This is a genomic window from Roseateles amylovorans (assembly GCF_025398155.2).
GTDB classification, from domain to species: domain Bacteria; phylum Pseudomonadota; class Gammaproteobacteria; order Burkholderiales; family Burkholderiaceae_C; genus Roseateles; species Roseateles amylovorans.
Window position 1 is genome coordinate 1165848 of record NZ_CP104562.2, and the last position, 16979, is coordinate 1182826.

At 66.6% G+C, this 16979-nt stretch carries 12 protein-coding genes; 4 read left to right on the top strand and 8 right to left on the bottom strand.

Translation table 11 applies throughout. The features are described 5' to 3' along the window. Positions 1-17 precede the first annotated feature (17 nt). The gene (locus tag N4261_RS05050) at positions 18-737 is read right to left on the bottom strand and encodes a GNAT family N-acetyltransferase (protein ID WP_261759123.1); all 720 of its coding nucleotides are present in this window, start codon (positions 735-737) and stop codon (positions 18-20) included. Between the two features lie 409 nt (positions 738-1146). On the opposite strand from N4261_RS05050, the gene rplM reads away from it, so the two are divergent. From rplM to erpA, 3 genes are all read left to right on the top strand, one after another. After that, positions 1147-1575 carry a 50S ribosomal protein L13 gene (gene rplM, locus N4261_RS05055; protein WP_067065533.1) on the top strand — a complete coding sequence of 143 codons (429 nt, stop codon included), beginning with the start codon at positions 1147-1149 and terminating at the stop codon, positions 1573-1575. Positions 1576-1584: 9 nt separating this feature from the next. Further along, on the top strand, positions 1585-1977 hold the full coding sequence (gene rpsI, locus N4261_RS05060) for a 30S ribosomal protein S9 (protein ID WP_261759124.1): 393 nt from the start codon (positions 1585-1587) through the stop codon (positions 1975-1977). Positions 1978-2236: 259 nt separating this feature from the next. Next, the gene (erpA, locus tag N4261_RS05065) at positions 2237-2614 is read left to right on the top strand and encodes an iron-sulfur cluster insertion protein ErpA (RefSeq protein WP_261759125.1); all 378 of its coding nucleotides are present in this window, start codon (positions 2237-2239) and stop codon (positions 2612-2614) included. A 267-nt stretch (positions 2615-2881) separates the two neighbouring features. On the opposite strand, the gene N4261_RS05070 is transcribed toward erpA, so the two are convergent. Beyond that, positions 2882-4003: an anhydro-N-acetylmuramic acid kinase gene (locus N4261_RS05070; protein WP_261759126.1), complete on the bottom strand. Its 1122-nt coding sequence runs from the start codon at positions 4001-4003 to the stop codon at positions 2882-2884. Positions 4004-4105: 102 nt separating this feature from the next. Further along, positions 4106-5491, bottom strand: a complete 1386-nt coding sequence (locus N4261_RS05075; RefSeq protein WP_261759127.1) for a M23 family metallopeptidase — start codon at positions 5489-5491, stop codon at positions 4106-4108. 437 nt (positions 5492-5928) lie between these two features. Here N4261_RS05075 and tyrS point away from each other — a divergent pair, with 437 nt between their 5' ends. Further along, a complete protein-coding gene (gene tyrS / locus N4261_RS05080; protein WP_435532052.1) occupies positions 5929-7107 on the top strand; it encodes a tyrosine--tRNA ligase in 1179 nt (392 codons plus the stop codon). A 201-nt stretch (positions 7108-7308) separates the two neighbouring features. Here the strand turns inward: tyrS and N4261_RS05085 are convergent, their stop codons facing one another. From N4261_RS05085 to gspD, 5 genes are all read right to left on the bottom strand, one after another. Further along, positions 7309-10749, bottom strand: coding sequence for a S41 family peptidase (locus tag N4261_RS05085; RefSeq protein WP_261759129.1), 3441 nt, complete (start codon positions 10747-10749; stop codon positions 7309-7311). A gap of 253 nt (positions 10750-11002) precedes the next feature. Next, positions 11003-11902 carry a 5'-nucleotidase gene (locus tag N4261_RS05090; protein WP_261759130.1) on the bottom strand — a complete coding sequence of 300 codons (900 nt, stop codon included), beginning with the start codon at positions 11900-11902 and terminating at the stop codon, positions 11003-11005. Positions 11903-12006: 104 nt separating this feature from the next. Further along, positions 12007-13215, bottom strand: a complete 1209-nt coding sequence (gspF, locus tag N4261_RS05095; RefSeq protein WP_261759131.1) for a type II secretion system inner membrane protein GspF — start codon at positions 13213-13215, stop codon at positions 12007-12009. A 14-nt stretch (positions 13216-13229) separates the two neighbouring features. Then, on the bottom strand, positions 13230-14663 hold the full coding sequence (gene gspE, locus N4261_RS05100) for a type II secretion system ATPase GspE (RefSeq protein ID WP_261759132.1): 1434 nt from the start codon (positions 14661-14663) through the stop codon (positions 13230-13232). Between the two features lie 13 nt (positions 14664-14676). Beyond that, positions 14677-16977, bottom strand: coding sequence for a type II secretion system secretin GspD (gspD, locus tag N4261_RS05105; RefSeq protein ID WP_261759133.1), 2301 nt, complete (start codon positions 16975-16977; stop codon positions 14677-14679). Positions 16978-16979 lie beyond the last annotated feature (2 nt).

Consider the following 16979-nt stretch of genomic DNA (forward strand, 5'->3'; position numbering starts at 1 on the left):
TTTACCCAATCACGCCGTCACTGCTTGGCGGCCTTGCCGCCGCCTTTGCCGTCATAGTTCGATTTGACCTCGGCCACGCCGTCCAGGATGCTGCCCAGGGTGCGCATGTGACGCTTGAACTGGAAATCAACCTCGGCCATGTGCCGGCCGATGGCTTCATCGACATGGGAGGACACCGAGTCAGGCGGCAGGCGCAACCAGGCTTCGGATTCACTGCCATCGCGCTCCACCTTGGCACCTGCCTTGCGAGCAATCGCCAGCATCGGACCGTTCTCGCTGATGGCGTGAATGAAGAGGGTGTCGATGCCGCGGTTGCGTGCATGCAGTGCGGCGCGTTCGAACAGGCGTGCGCCGAAGCCGCGACCCCGTGCCGTGGAAACGACCGAGACACCGAACTCCGCCATGGCGGGACGTCCCTTGATCTGCGGCGCCGGCGCATACGCCAGGTGGGCCACGGCGATCAGTTCCAACCGGCGATTGAAGATGCCCAGCACCTCGTCGCGGCTGAAGTCCAGCCCGTTGACGTACTTCAGGATCTGTTCGTCGCTGGCGGGATAACCGAAGCGCAGGTAGCGGTCGCGTTCGCCCAAGGCCAGCAGATGCTGGCCGATGCGGCGCCGGTGGCGCTTGCCCAGCGGTCGGATCGGCACCCAGCCGGTCCAGCGCGCGAGCAGCCGGGCAGGATTCCAACTGGCGTGACTCGGGTCGTCGGGCGGTGGGGCGTCGGGAGTGGTCATCGATGGCACGACGTCACGCAAGGTGTACGTAGTAACCCTGATCGTACTGATCTGCGGCGAATCGCCTAGAGGGAAAACAGCTGAATTTGCAACGATTGGGCAAATCCGGTGGGCGCGGCCGGGGTGTTTGGGGCGGGTCACTGCGGGATGTCGGGCTGGAATGCGACGTCCGTGGCGCCCAGCGCAGGCCGGCATTTGGCTTTTCCACGGCTTCTGCTAGACTCGCGGGCTTTCCTGGTTCCATGGCTACTGGGAATGCACCGACGCGAGAGGCCGCATCAACTAAGCGGCACCGAACGTGGTGAGGGGCAAGCCCGGACTTGCGGATGCATGGGTCGTCGTCAACCACGGTGGCTCACGAACGCGAGACGGGGCTGGAAGCCCGATCAGCCTGTATTGAAAGAATCTCATGAAGACCTTCAGCGCCAAGCCGGCCGAAGTGACGCACGAGTGGTTTGTGATTGACGCCACCGACAAGGTGCTCGGACGTGTTGCCAGCGAAGTGGCACTCCGTTTGCGCGGCAAGCACAAGGCCATCTACACGCCTCACGTCGACACCGGTGATTTCATCGTCATCATCAACGCCGAAAAGCTGCGTGTCACTGGCAACAAGGCCACGGACAAGGTGTACTACCGTCACTCGGGCTTCCCGGGCGGCATCTACGCCACCAAGTTCAAGGACATGCAAGCCAAGCATCCGGGCCGTGCCCTGGAAAAGGCCGTCAAGGGCATGCTGCCCAAGGGTCCGCTGGGCTACGCGATGATCAAGAAGCTGAAGGTGTATGCGGGCGACACGCATCCGCACACCGCCCAGCAGCCCAAGGCGCTGGAAATCTAAGGAGCGGTGATGATCGGAAACTGGAACTACGGTACCGGCCGTCGCAAGTCGTCGGTGGCTCGCGTCTTCATGAAGAAGGGCACGGGTCAAATCACGGTCAATGGCCGTACCATCGAGCAATACTTCGGCCGTCAGACCTCGATCATGATTGCGCGTCAGCCCCTGCTGCTGACGAACAATGGCGAGGCCTTCGACATCAAGGTGAACGTGCACGGCGGCGGTGAATCCGGCCAAGCCGGTGCGGTCCGCCTGGGTATCACCCGCGCGCTGATCGACTATGACACCGCACTGAAGCCTGAACTGAGCCGCGCCGGCTTCGTCACGCGTGATGCGCGTGAAGTCGAGCGTAAGAAGGTCGGTCTGCACGGTGCTCGTCGCCGGAAGCAGTTCAGCAAGCGCTGATCGACGTGGGTGGATGGCGCGGATCTCACGGTCCGGCGCTGTTCAGCCAACCCAAAAGGCCGCTGTATTCAGCGGCCTTTTGTTTTTTCCGCGCCTTTTGTTTTTTCCGCGCCTTTTGTTTTTTCCGCAAGCGCGTGGCTGCATTGTCGATAGGGGCTTCCCGATCATGGCGCGTGCTTCAACGGCCGTTTGCCATAATGCAGACCATCATCACCGGAAACACCGGGTCTTCTCCGGACCTTTCCATCAGGAATCCAGCATGAGCACTGCAGTTCTCGAATCTCAAGCCACCGACGTGGGCGGTATGCCAGCGCCTCTGGTGTTCACCGACAGCGCCGCCGAAAAGGTGCGCGATCTGGTGATCGAGGAAGGCAATCCCGAGTTGAAGCTGCGCGTCTTCGTGCAAGGTGGCGGCTGCTCTGGCTTCCAGTACGGCTTCACCTTCGATGAAGCGGTCAATGACGATGACACGCAGATGAGCAAGAACGGCGTCACCCTGCTGATCGACGCGATGAGTCTGCAGTACCTGACCGGTGCAGAGATCGACTACAAGGAAGACCTGCAGGGCGCCCAGTTCGTGATCAAGAACCCGAATGCGCAGACCACCTGTGGCTGCGGATCCAGCTTCTCGGTCTGAGCGTCTCGCGCTTCTGTGCAGAAAAACCGCCTTCGGGCGGTTTTTTCATGGGCGTGCCGAAGCCATTGCGTTGGTGGGTGCTGTTCGGTTGGGCCGTGCGCTCTGATGGGCGTTGTCTTGCGCCGGACGCGGTGGCGCCGCGAGCAGGCGGTGTGGGGTAAGGGTCCTGATCGCGTCGGCGATGTAGGGGTGGGGTCGATACTGGCGCGAGCCGATGCTGCCGCCCCACGCCATCAGAGACGCCTTGAGGCGGCTCCTCAGACGACGTCAGGCTGGCGTGTAGCTACCAAGGATGCGCGGCCCGGTCGCGCCGGTGGCGGCTGGCAGGTTGCCTGACAGGTGTCGGACATGACGCATGGCAAGCCAGGCAAATGCGGCCCCTTCCACCTGCATCGGGGGCAGGCCTTGCGCATCGGTGGCCTCCACCTGCACCCGTGGCAGCAAGGCCTGCAGGCGCTGCATCAACTGGGTATTGAAGGCGCCACCGCCGCACACCAGCAATCGCACCCAATCCCCACTCGCAAACTGCATGAGGCTGTGCGCGATCGCTCGTGCGGAGAGTTCCAGCAGCGTGGCTTGAACATCGACCGGCGCTGCGTGCGGTGCATGAAGGGCGAGGTGTGTGCCCAGCCATTCCAGATCGAAGAGATCGCGACCGGTACTGCGCGGCGGTGCCAGATGGAAGAAGGGCTCTCGGAGCAGCGCGGACAACAGGTTCTGCAGCACGGTACCCTGAGCGGCCCATTGGCCGCCATGGTCATAGGCCTGGCCCTGGTGGCGCTGGATCCAGCCATCCATCAGACAGTTGCCGGGACCGCAGTCGAAGCCGCTGCTGCGTCCGTCGGCCCAAAGCAGGCTGATGTTGCTGATGCCGCCCACATTGAGCACGGCCAGGTCACGGGTGCTGTCACCGAGCACGGCGCGGTGGAAGGCAGGGACCAACGGTGCGCCCTGGCCGCCGGCAGCCACATCGCGACTGCGGAAGTCATGCACCACCGAGATGCCGGAGAGCTCTGCCAGCAGCGCGGCATTCAGCAACTGGACGGTGAAGCCGGTGCCGTCGAACTCGCCTGGACGGTGGCGCACCGTCTGGCCGTGCGCGCCGAGGGCGCGAATCTCGTTCGGGCCGAGCCGCTGCGACATCAGCAAGGCCCGGCAGGCCTGTGCATAGGCGCGGGCCACCGCGTTCGCGGCGAGCGCCGACCGCTGGAGTTCGTTGTCGGACGCCTTGTTCAGCGCGAGCAGCTCGTCATGCAGATGACTCGAGAATCCCTGGTGCTCGTGAGCCAGCACGCGCAGGCGCCCATCGGCTTCCGCTCGCGCCAATACGGCGTCCACCCCATCCAGCGACGTGCCGGACATCAATCCGATGAAGAGGTCTGCGCTCATGGCGGAAGACGGTTGGGGACGCGTCAGCGAAAACAGAGGGTGGTGCGGTCGGTCGCTGGCCGCGTCGCTGAACGGATCAACCTGCCTGAAGCAGGTTGACGTTCATTCACCGCTGACGCCGTTGCCCAACGAGGCGGCCACGTCCAGCTGGGTCTTGGCTGCCGCCACCTGCGACTGGAAGGCAGCGCGAGCGGACGCCGGCAGCGTGACGGCCTCAGACGCCCGGGCGATCACGCGCGGGTCCTGTTGTTGGCCGTTCACCCGGAACTCGAAATGCAGATGCGGGCCGGTCGCCCAGCCGGTGGAGCCGACGGCGCCGATCTTCTCGCCCTGGTCGATGCGCTCGCCCTTCTTGACGTCGATCCGGCTCAGGTGGGCATACACCGTGGTGCGGTTGCCGCTGTGCTTGACGTGAATGACATTGCCGAAACCGTTCTGCCAGCCGGCGAAGTCCACCACGCCATCGCCGACGCTGCGGACTGCGGTGCCTGTCGGTGCGCCGTAGTCGATGCCCTGGTGCTGCCGCCAGGTCTTCATGATCGGATGAAAACGCATCGCGAAGCCGGAGGTCACGCGCGAGAACTCCATCGGGCTGGCCAGGAAGGAGCGGCGCTTGTTCTGGCCGTCGAAGGCGTAGTAGCCGCCCTTGGAGGCGCCGGTGTCCTTGAACCACACCGACTGATAGGTCTTGCCGCCGTTGACGAACTCCGCGGCGAGCAGCCGACCGGCGCGGCCATCCCAGTTGATGGGTTCGCCATCGGCGGTCAGGGTTTCGTAGACGACCGAGAAGCGGTCGCCCTTGCGCAGTTCGCGATGGAAGTCGATGTCGCCCGAGAACATGTCGGCCAGTTGCGACGCGATGGCGTCCGGCACATTGGCTTCGTCGGTGGCGGCGAACAGCGAGCTCTGGATGGTGCCGCTTCCCAGGCGCACCTGGGTTTCCATGGGGACGGTCTCCAGCGTGGAGACAAAGCCGTCGCCCTGGCGGGTGATGTTGAGCCGGGTGAAGTGAGTGGCTTGCTGCTCCGCCTTCTCGGCCGGGAAGCGTGCAATGATGCTCTGGACCTGGCCGCTGGCGGTGGCCGTGACCTGCACACGCTTGCCGATGCGGCCTTGCAGGATGCGCTTGGCGGTGTCGTCGGTGCGCAGGAATTTGGCGGCAGCGGGGTCGAACGCACCCATGCGTTTGAGCAACGAGTCGGCCGTGTCGGCCGCGCGGGTGATGTCGTTGCGGGAGAGGCCGGGATCGAAGGCGGCCAGTTCGGACAGTTGCTCGTCGAGCGACTGGATGGCGATGGCCTCAGTGATCTCGCGTTGCGGAAGGTCGGCCGCGTCCGGCGCCATGGGGGCGATACCGAAGGCGGTGACAGCGAAGCCGCCCAGCACGCCCACCACCGTGCCGGTGAGGGCGCGGGGATGACGGGCGGCGAAACCTTCCACACGGGCCAGCGAGCGCTGCAAGCGCTTCCATTCCTCAGTCCAGTTCATCACGCGCTAAAAATCCTGCTGACGTTGGAGGGCCTGGGGCGACATCGACGCGAGGTCGACGGCGACAAAGGCTTTCGAAAAACGGTCCGTCCTTGGGCTGTCCCTTGGGTTGTCCCTTTGGGGTACCACGGTCAGTACGGCTGGCCTGCTCTGCGGGTTGATGGCGCGTGACGCCCCTTCAAACCTGTGGAAGCGAGGACGCCTCCACTAGAATCGGCAGCTTTTGCAGGCCGTGTCCGGGAACGACTTTTGCCCTACCCGCAGCCCGCAAAAACAGGCGCCAGTATAGCGGCGGGCCCGGGTCGTCAACGTCAAGAAAACCCGCTAAATCAAGACTTTACGTAAGCCCTGTACGGGCTCTGTAGCAAAACATGACCGAACCCCGTATCCCCGCCGCCGAGCCGGAATTCCCCATCACCGACCGCGTCCGCCAGGCCATGGCGCAGTCGCTGCGCGGCTGTGAGGAGCTGCTGCCGCAAGAGGAATGGCTGAAGAAGCTGGCCCGGTCCGAGGCCACTGGGGTGCCGCTGCGCATCAAGCTCGGCCTGGACCCGACCGCACCGGATATCCACCTCGGACACACGGTGGTGCTCAACAAGATGCGCCAGCTGCAGGACCTGGGTCACCAGGTGATTTTCCTGATCGGCGACTTCACCTCGATGATCGGCGACCCGTCCGGCCGCAACGCCACCCGCCCGCCGCTCACCCCCGAGCAGATCAAGCACAACGCCGAGACCTACTACAAGCAGGCCAGCTTGGTGCTGGACCCGGCGCGGACCGAAATTCGTTACAACAGCGAATGGAGCGATCCGCTCGGCGCGCGCGGCATGATCCAGTTGGCGGCCAAGTACACCGTCGCCCGGATGATGGAGCGCGACGACTTCACCAAGCGTTTCGCCGCCGGCACGCCGATCTCGGTGCATGAGTTCCTCTATCCGCTGATGCAGGGCTACGACTCGGTCGCGCTGAAGGCCGACCTGGAGCTCGGCGGCACCGACCAGAAGTTCAACCTGCTGATGGGCCGCCATCTGCAGGCCGAATATGGCCAGGAGCCGCAGTGCATCCTGACCATGCCGCTGCTGGAAGGGCTGGACGGCGTCGACAAGATGTCCAAGTCCAAGAACAACTATGTGGGCATCACCGAGCCGGCCAACAGCATGTTCGCGAAGATCCTGTCGATCAGCGATGTGCAGATGTGGAAATGGTTCGACTTGCTGAGCTTCAAGTCGATCGAGGAGATTGCCGCGCTCAAGCGCGAGGTGGAGGCCGGGCGCAATCCGAAGGAAGCCAAGGTGATGCTGGCCAAGGAAATCACCACCCGCTTCCACAGCGCGCAGGCCGCGGACGATGCCGAGGCCGATTTCAACAACCGCGCCAAGGGCGGCATCCCGGACGACATTCCCGAGCTGACCTTGTCCGGTGCGCCGGTCGCGATCGGTGCGCTGCTCAAGCAGGCCGGGCTGGTGCCGTCGGCCAGCGAAGGCGGTCGGATGGTGGAGCAGGGCGGCGTGAAGATCGATGGCACGACCATCAGCGACAAGGGACTGAAGGTCTCGGCCGGCACGATGGTGCTGCAGGTCGGCAAGCGCAAGTTTGCTCGCGTCACGTTGAGCTGAGTCGGCGCTGAGTTGAGTCGGCGTGCGGCAGCGGTGGGGCGGCCCTTCCGCCTGGCGATGGGCTGGCAGTGGGCTGAAGGTGGCGCTGGAGAGGCGAACGAAAAAAGGGAGGCTTCGGCCTCCCTTTGTGTGTGCAGACAGTGTGTGAGTCCTGGCGATGAGGCCGGGGGTCCCGCCTCATCGCCTGCCTGACTGCCTCTTTTACTGCTTGATCGGCCGCAGGTAGGGGCCCGGCTTCGGGGTCACCACCGGTGCCTTGGCGATGGCCAGCTTCAGCCAGTCGACGGCTGCATCCAGCTGCGCATCACGCCCTTCGGCGGTGGCTCGCGGCGGGTTGTCCACCGCGATGTCGGGCGTCACACCCTTGCCCTCGACGATGAAGCTGCCGTCCATCAGCAGCTGCCCGCTCTCGGCGGCGCGCATCAGGCCGTTGTCGATCAGTCGGTTCTGGTCGGACAGCCACACCCCGGCGCCCGAGGTGGTCACACCGATCACCGGACCCAGCCCCAGCCGCTTGAAGCCTTCGGAGAAGGTCTCGCCGTCGGAATAGGTTTCCTCGTTGGCCAACACCACGACATGGCCGCGGAAGACCTGCTGCATGTTGGGATAGGTCTTGCTGCCCGCCGGCGAGCGCGATTGCCAGAACGCCCAGGCGCGGCGCAGCAGCGTCTGGAGGATCCAGCTGTCGATGTTGCCGCCGTTGTTGTGGCGGACGTCGATGATCAGCCCCTGCCGGTCGCTCTGCGCGTAGAACTCGCGGGCGAAGTCGGCGATGTCGTCCCGGCCCATGGCACGCAGGTGCAAATAGCCGATCTGCCCGCCGCCGGCCTGCTCCACCACCTTGGCTCGGCCATAGCGCCAATCGCTCACTCGCAACTGGCCCTCGCGTCGCAGGTCCACCGGCGTGACGATCACCGAACGTTCGCGGCCCGACGGTTCCTTCAGCTGCAGCAGCACCTGCTTGCCGGCCTGACCGCGCAGCAGCTCGCTGGGGTCGGGGACCTGGGTGGCGTCTCGCCCATTGATCGCAGTGATGACCGTGCCGATGACGATGTTCAGCCCCGGCGCCGCCAGCGGGCCGGCTTCCGAGGGCAGTTCCGGATCACCCGCATAGACGCTGGCGACCTTCCAGCCCTTCGGGTCACGGGTGAGCAATGCCCCCAGGCCGGCATAGCCCGGATCCTCCGGGCCGCGGCGCACCTCGCCCGGGGCGACCTGGCTGTGCAGCAGGCTCAGTTCGCCAACCATCTGGGCCATGATCTCCGCGAGTTCACCGCGCTCGGTGACGCGATCGACCAGCGGGGCGTACTTGGCGCGCATGGCAGGCCAGTCGACGCCGTGCATGTCCTTGTCGTAGAAGTAATCGCGTTGCATGCGCCAGGCGTCACTGAACATCTGGCGCCATTCGGCCTTGGGATCGATCTGGATCTGCCAGTCGCTCCACCGCACCCGGGACTTGTCCAGCTCGCCGGGCAGCTTGGGACCGGCGTCGACGATGAGGATCTCCGGCGCGGTGCCGGGCGCGGCGCTGCGGCGAATCATCAACTTCTTGCCGTCGGCGCTGAGGTCGAAGCTCTGGACCTGCTCGGTCACGGTCTCGGCCTTGGTCTCCTGGGGCGCGATCGGCAGTTGCTTGAGCACGTTGCCTTCCAGCAGGTACAGACGCTTGGCCTCGGCCTGCAGTCGGCTGTAGTTGCCGGCCGCCAGTGGCACTTCGTACAGGCGCAGGGACAGGCCGGGGATCTGGATCGCGGGCTTGGCCTTGGCCTCCGGCTTGGCATCGGCCTTGGCGTCCGACTTCGCGTCCGCGCCTGCCGCGGGCTTGGCACCGGCGTCGGCCAGCTTCTGCTTGGATTCCTTATCGTCCGGCTTGTCCTTCTCCTGGGTGCGGACCTCGGCTTCCTCCTTGGATTTCACCGACTGCAGTTCGTCGGGCGCGGCGAAGGGGAAGCGCAGGCCGGGCTGAAGCGCGAGCGCATAGACCTTCCAGCCACGGTCGAAGTTCGGACCCATGTTGCGGTCACCCCAAGGGCCGGGGTTGCCGCTGACCACGAAGGTCCGGCGCGAGAGGAAGTACAGCCACTGCCCGTCCGGGCTGAAGGCGGGCGAGGACGATGCGTAGCGATCGCTGCCGAGCTGATGCACCTTGCCATCGGCAACGGTCAGCAGCATCAGTTGCTCGCGGTAGGGGTTGCTGGTGTTGCGCACATAGGCCAGGGCCTTGCCGTCCGGCGACCATTGCAGTTGCTGCGGGCCTTCGCCCGCGAGGTCGCGGTCCACCTCGCGGGTGGCGGTGGCGCGGTTCGCGGCCTTGAGGTCGGTCAGTTGCAGATGGCCTTCCTTGTCGGTGTGGGCGATCCAGCGGCCGTCCGGCGAAGGCAGCAGTTGCTGGCGCATCGCCTTGGCGTCCTGCGTCACCTGCTGGGGTTGTCCGGTGCCGTTGGCGGCAAAGCGCCAGATCTCCAGCTCGCCGCTGTAGTCGCACAGGGCAAACACCTGGCGGCTGTCGCTGCTGAATTCGGCGTCGCGGCAGCGGCCGGCGTTGTCCAGGCCGGTGGGCGTCGGCAATTCGGCGCGGCGCAGCGGACCGACGCCCTGCGTGGCCAGACGTCCCCGGCTGGTCAGCACCACCCGCTCGCCATCGGGCGACAGCGAGACCTGGGTCAGGTAGTCCTGCGGCTTGCTGACCCAGCGGCGGCGCTGCTGGTCGAAGTCGCCGCCCAGGGCGATGTCGATCTTGCGCTCCGCGGCGGCCGCATTCAGGTCGATGCGGTAGAGGTCCGCGCCGAGGGCATACACGGCCTGTGCGCCGCTCAGGCTGGCGTGGCGGATGTCCCAGCCCTTGTGACGCGTGTGCTGGCGCAGGTCGCTGCCGTCGGCCTTGACCGACCAGAGGTTGTAGGTGCCGTCACGGTCGGAGAGGAACGCGACCCGGGCGGTGCCGGACGCGTCGGTGTAGGGCAGGGGTCGACGGTCATTGCTGCCTTCGGCAAACAGCGGTTTGGCCTCGGCCTGGGTGGAGAGATCCATGACCCACAGGCGAGCCATCGCGCCGCCGCGGTACTGCCGGGCGTTGTCGCCCCGCAGGCCGTTGCGGGTGAAGTAGAGGATCTTGCCGTCGGCGCTGAGGGCGCCGTCGCTGGCCTGTCCGACCGGCAGCGCCCGGCGCACGCCGGTGGTGAGGTTCACCAGATGCAGCTGGGTGCCCGGCTCGCCGCGGTCGGTCGCGCCGGTGAAGATCACCTCATTGGCCGCGGTGATGCCCCAGACGCGCACCGCGCCGGTGTCCCAGGTGAGGCGACGAGGCACGCCGCCGGCGGCCGGCATCACATACACATCGCCAGCGCCGTCGTACTGGCCGACGAAGGCCACCCAGCGGCCGTCTGCCGACAGGGCCGGCAGGCTTTCGCTGGCGGCATGGGTGGTCAGCCGCTGAGCAGCGCCGCCGGACAGGCGGGTCTGCCAGAGATCGCCTTCGGCAACGAACACCAGTTGATCGCCGTTCAGCGCGGGCTGCCGATAGAAGCCGACCGACGGCTCGGTGGCGCTGCGGGTGGCGGTGGACGAGGCTTCGGCAGCCATGGCCAGCGTGGCCAGGGCGCATGCCGAAGCGATGGCCAGACGGTGGAGGGTGATGCGCATCGGTGTCGTTCCTCGTGGGCGCGGAGGTCGGCGCGGGCCGACGGGTTGGGAAAAGGTTTCGGTGCTGGGCAGCGGGTGAGCGTCAGCCCGGGTCAGCGTGCGTGTCGAGCGTCGAAGGGTCATCGGGGCCATGGTGGCCATCGGTCAGAGGCTGAGTCGGACGCCCGGCCGGCGCTCCGGCCCCAGCCGGGGTGTACATCGCGGCGGGTGGGGCAACGGCCAGCGAATCGGAATTCTGGCGCGGCCCACCGGCTCAGCGGTTCGTCACACCGGCCGCGACGTGGCCGGAGGGCACATGGCCCAGCGCGCTTTCGATGTGACCGGCCTGATCGTCGAAGAAGAAGTCGGGCTCGAACTCCCGCAGGAACTCGCCTTTGGCCAGTCCGCCGAGGAACATCGCCTCATCGATCTCGACCTGCCAGTCCATCAGCGTCCGGATCGCGCGTTCATGGGCCGGGGAACTGCGCGCGGTGACCAATGCGGTGCGAATGCGCATCGGGCTGTCCGGCACACGCTGCAGCCGTTGGAATTCGTGCAGCACCTGCTTGAAGGGACCGGCCGGCAACGGGGTCAGCTTGCGTTCACGCTCATGGACATGGAAGGCATCCAACCCGTCGCGCTGATAGACCTGCTCCGCCTCGTCGGAGAACAGCACCGCGTCGCCGTCGAAGGCGATGCGAAGCTCGCTCGGATAGGCCACCGAGGCGCGGGCTGACTGCGGAAACACCCGGGCGGCGGCGACGCCCGCGGCCAGCGCGGAACGCACATCCTCTTCATTCGCCGACAGGAAGAGGTGGGCCTTGAGCGGGCGCAGGTAGCGCCAGGGACTCTGGCCGCGGGTGAAGACGCCGCGCTGGATGGGCAGCCCATAGTGCTGGGCGGAGCGGAACACCCGCATGCCGGAGATCGGATCATTGCGCGACAGCACCACCACCTCCACCCGCGGCGGCTGGCCGGCGGCATTGAAGGCCAGCAGCTTGTGCACCAGCGAGAACGCGGTGCCCGGCTTGGCGGGCTGGTCCAGCCGCTGCTGCTGCAGCCGCATGTAGGCGTTGTCGTCGCTGGCTTCGAAGAGCTGGTTTTCCTCTTCGAAGTCAAACAGCGCGCGGGAGGAAATGGCTACGACCAGTTGGCCGTCGAGATTGGCAGGCATGACCGCGATGATAGGCAGCGCGCAAGTCCTGCCCAGCCTCGAAAGCCCGCGTTTGCGCGATCTGAAGCGCGTGCAGCGGCCGACGAGGGCGTCGGCCGCGCGGCTTATTGGGTCGCCAGACGGTTCATGTCGATGATCGGCAGCAGCACCGACAGCACGATCAACATCACCACGCCGCCCATGGCCACGATCAGCAGCGGTTCCAGCAGCGTGGCCAGCGTCATCGCCCGGCGCTTGACCTCATTGCCCAGCTGGGTGGCGGCGCGTTGCAGCATGTCGGGCAGTTGACCCGTTTGCTCGCCCAGGCGGGCAAACATCGACAACAGACCCGGGAAACGCTTCTTGCCGGCCAGGGCCGCGCCCAAGGGGGCGCCTTCGCGCACCTGGGACAGCGCCTCCATCGCATCGGCCCGCATCGCATGGTTGGACAGCGTTTCCGCTGCCGCCTGCAAGGCCTTCAGAATGGGCACCCCGGCGCCGGCCAGCATGGCCAGCGTGCCGGAAAAGCGCGCCGCGTTGTAGCCGCGCGAGAGCCGACCCAGCACCGGGAGGTTCAGCCAGGCCGCATCGAAGCGCTGACGTGGCCCCTCCTGCTTGAGGATCTGGCGCGCACCGAAGAAGCCGCCCACCGCGAGCACCAGCAGCAGCAAGCCCCACTGGCGCAGCAGGTCGGAGGTGCCCATCATCACCCGTGTGAGCAGCGGCAAGGTCTGGCGGGTCTGGGTGAAGACTGCGGCCACCTGCGGCACGACATAGGTCAGCAGGAAACTGACCGCCAGGATCGAGATGAAGCAGACGATGACCGGATAGGCCAGCGCGCCGAACAGCTCCGAACGCAGGCGCTGCTGTTCTTCCAGATCATCGGCCAGTTTTTCCAGCACGGGGCCGAGCGCGCCGCTCTGCTCGCCAGCCGCGACGACCGCGCGATAGACCTCATCGAATTCGCGTGGCGCCGTGGCCAGCGCGCGCGCGAACGGCGAACCGGCATTGACTTCGGACTTGAGCTGCGACATCAGGTCGCGTTGGCGCGGATCCTCGGCCTCGTCAGCCAGCGCTGAGAGCGAACGTTCCAACGGCAGGCCCGCAGCCACCAGGCCGGCGAGCTGCCGGGTCCACACAGTGAGCCCGGCGCCCTTGAAGGCGCGGCGGGACCAGCGGGTCTGCTTGCGCACCGGCGCGACCGGTTGCACATCCATCGGCACCAGGCCCTGGGCACGCAACTGGGCGCGGGCCGCGCGCGGGTTGTCCGCCTCGACCAGGCCCTGGTGGTTCTTGCCGGCATTGTCCAGCGCGTCGTACTTGAAGGCCGGCATCGTGGATCACCCTCTCAATCGCGCGTGACGCGCAGCACTTCTTCTTCGGAGGTGACACCGGTCGCCACCAATCGATCGCCGTCCTCGCGCATCGAGCGCAAGCCGTTGTCGCGGGCCGCCTGCAGCAGGTCGGCCTCGGCCGCCTGGCTGTGGATCAGGTGGCGGATCTTTTCATCGCAGACCATCAGTTCGTAGACCCCGGTGCGGCCCTTGTAGCCGCTGCTGCCGCACGCCTGGCAGCCCACCGGCTGGTAGCGCACGCCGCCGCCGGGCAACTGGGCCGGCGTCTTGCAGACCGGGCACAGCTTGCGCACCAGGCGCTGGGCCAGCACCCCCAGCAGCGAGGAGCTGAGCAGGAAGGGCTCGACGCCCATGTCGGTGAGCCGGGTGACCGCGCTGACCGCATCATTGGTGTGCAGTGTGGCCAGCACCAAGTGGCCGGTCAGCGAGGCCTGGATGGCAATCTGCGCGGTCTCGTAATCGCGGATTTCGCCGATCATGATCACGTCCGGATCCTGGCGAAGGATGGCGCGCAGCGCCTTGGCGAAGGTCAGCTCGATCCGCGCATTGACCTGCGTCTGACCGATGCCGGCCAGCTCGTATTCAATAGGGTCTTCGACCGTCAGCACATTGGTCGTGGAGGTGTCGACAGTCTGCAGCGCGGCATAGAGCGTGGTCGTCTTGCCGGAACCGGTCGGACCGGTGACCAGCACGATGCCGTGCGGCTGCTGCACCACGCGCTGGAAGCGCTCCAGCCGTTCGCCGTCCATGCCCAGTGCGGCGAGTGAGAACCGCGATTCGGACTTGTCCAGCAGACGCAGCACCGCGCGCTCGCCGTGGGCTGACGGCAGCGTCGAGACCCGCACGTCGATGGCCCGGCCGCCGATGCGCAGCGAAATGCGGCCGTCCTGCGGCAGGCGCTTCTCGGCGATATCGAGCTCGGCCATGATCTTCAGTCGCGAGATCAGCGCGGCATGCAGTGCCCGGTTGGGTCGCACCACGTCACGCAGCGTGCCGTCGACACGGAAGCGCACACTGCTTTCGCGCTCATAGGGCTCGATGTGAATGTCGCTGGCGCCGTTGTTGGCGGCCTGCGTGAGCAGTGCATTCAGCATCCGGATGATGGGGGCATCGTCCGCGGCTTCGAGCAGATCCTCAACCGCGGGCAGGTCCTGCATCAGGCGCGACAGGTCGACCGCGCTCTCCACCTCGCCGACGACCATGGCGGCGTTGTCGCCGCCGCCGGCGTAGGCGGTCTGCAGGCGCTGCGCCATCTCCGACGGGCTGATGCACTCCAGGTGATTGGGCAGGTGCACCCGCTGCATTTCGGACAGCGTGGGCAGGGTGACGGCGGGCGTGGCCCACAGCGTGCGCTGCTGGCCGTCGTCCTCCAGCAGCAGTTGCTGCGCTTTGGCGAAGGCGTAGGGCAGGGGATGGCGGGTGGCCATGGCGTTCCTTCGGTCAGCGTGCGGAATCGGACGCGGACTGCGGCGGGAGGGGCGTGGTCACGGGGGCAGACGGCACGGGGGCCGGCACCGGTGCGGGCACGGTGGGCGGTGTCGGCAGCAGCGGCGACGAGGCCGGCTTCTCCGGCAGCAACGGTGCGCCGGTGTTGGGCAGCACGATGCGCTTGTCCGGCTGGACCTCGTTCTGATAGGCGCGGATCGCTTCGTAGCGGTCCATCGTCAGGCCGTTGGCACTGTCGGGCGTGCGCAGCACCACCGGACGCAGGAAGATCATCAGGTTGGACTTGGCGCGGGTGCGGTTCTGGGTCTTGAACAGATAACCCAGCAGCGGAATGTCGCCCAGGCCCGGCACCTTGCTTTCGCCATCGCTGTAGTCGTCCTTCAGCAGGCCGCCCAGCACCAGCACCTGGCCGTCCTCCAGCGTGACCGAGGTCTCGACCGCGCTCTTGTCCAGCGTCACGCCCTGGGTCGCCGCAGTGGCGGTGTCGACCACGCTGGAGTTTTCCTGGTAGACCTTCATGCGGACGGTGCCGTTCTCACCCACCTGGCCCTTGACCTTCAGACGCAGGCCGATGTCGCGACGCTCGTAGGTCGCGAACGGGCTGACGGTCGAGCTGGAACTGGAGGTCGAGGACGAATAACTGCCGCTGAGCACCGGCACGTTGCGGCCGATCAGCAGATCCGCCTCTTCGTTGTCCTGCACCACCAGCGACGGGGTGGACAGCACATTGGTGCCGGAAGCCTGCTCCAGCACGTTGGCGATGGCACCCAGCGTGTAGTAGCTGCCGACCTTCTTCAGGAAGCCCAGGTTCAGGCCCGGCGAGACCGAACCCACGGCGCCGGCCAGCGAGCTGGTGGTGCCGGAGACGGTGGCTGCGCTCAGCGTCAGGATGTTGCCGGTGGTGCCGAAGTTGGTTCCCAGCGCGGAGATGACCGAGCTGGACGCATCGCCGAACACCTGTTGCAGCTGCACGCCGAACTGGCCGGTCTTGCTGGCATCGACCTTGACGATCAGGGCTTCCACATAGATCTGGGCGCGGCGGGTGTCGAGCTGCTCCACCACGGCGCGGATCTGGCGGTACATCGGCTCGGGCGCGGTGATGATCAGCGAGTTGGTCGCCGGATCGGCCTGCACGAAGCCGCCGGTGTTGACCTGCGCCTGCGCGGCCACCTGGGTGGACGCCCCGGTGCTGCCCGAGCCGCCGGACGAACCGCTGCTGCCGCCGCCGAAGGACGAGCTGTTGCCGGCAAAGCTGCCGCCGCCACCGCCCGAGCTGCCGGTCTGCGCGCCGGCGAAGCTGCCGGTCGACGACGAGGCGCCCGCGGAACCACCGCCGCCGCCACCGCTGTTGTTGGTGGTGAAGGCGGCGCGCAGCACCGTGGCCAGGCGCACCGCGTCGGCGTTCTTCAGATAGATCACCCGGATGTTGCCGGTCGCCGCATCCACGCCGGGCTGGTCGAGCTTGGCGATCATGGCGCGCAACTGCATCAGCTTGGCCGGGTTGGTGGCCCGCACGATCAGCGAGTTGCTGCGCGGATCCGCCAGCACGCTGGTGCCGCCGCCCTGGGCGCCGGCCACGCCGGGGTTGCCGCCGCCGCTGCCGCCGTCCGACAGGCGCTGCACCAGCTGCACGATGTCCGCCGCCACGGCATTGCGCAGCGGGATCACCTCGATGTCGGTGTTGGACGGCTGGTCCATCGCCGCGACGATGCGGCTGATGCGCTGCAGGTTCTCGGCGTAATCGGTGATCACCAGGCTGTTGTTGCCCGGGTTGGCATTGATCGTGTTGTTGGGGGTGATCAGCGGCCGCAGCACGGCCACGAGGTTGTTGGCGTTCTCGTGGTTGAGCTTGAAGATCTGGGTGACGATCTGGTCACCGCGCTGGCGGGCCTCGGTGCCGATGGTCACGCTGCCGGTCTGCAACTTGGCTTCAGCTTCGGGCACCAGCTTGAGCAGGCCGCCTGCATCCACCATGGCAAAGCCCAGGCCGCGCAGCGAGGCCAGGTAGCTGAGATAGGCCTCCTGCACCGGAACCGGCTGTTCGGCGGTCAGGGTCATCGTGCCCTTGACCCGCGGATCGACCAGGATGGGCTTGCCCAGCGCGGCGGACATGGCGCGAGACACCGCCTCGATGTCGGTGTTGACGAAGTTCAGCGTCACCGGTGTGCTGGGCCGAACGGCCGGCTGTCGACGAGTCGTCTGCTGCTGGGCCGTCTGGGCCTGCAGCGGCAGACTGGTCGCGATCAAGGCGATCGCCAGGCTCAAGGCCGTCGGTCGCATCAAGTGCTTGTTCATGC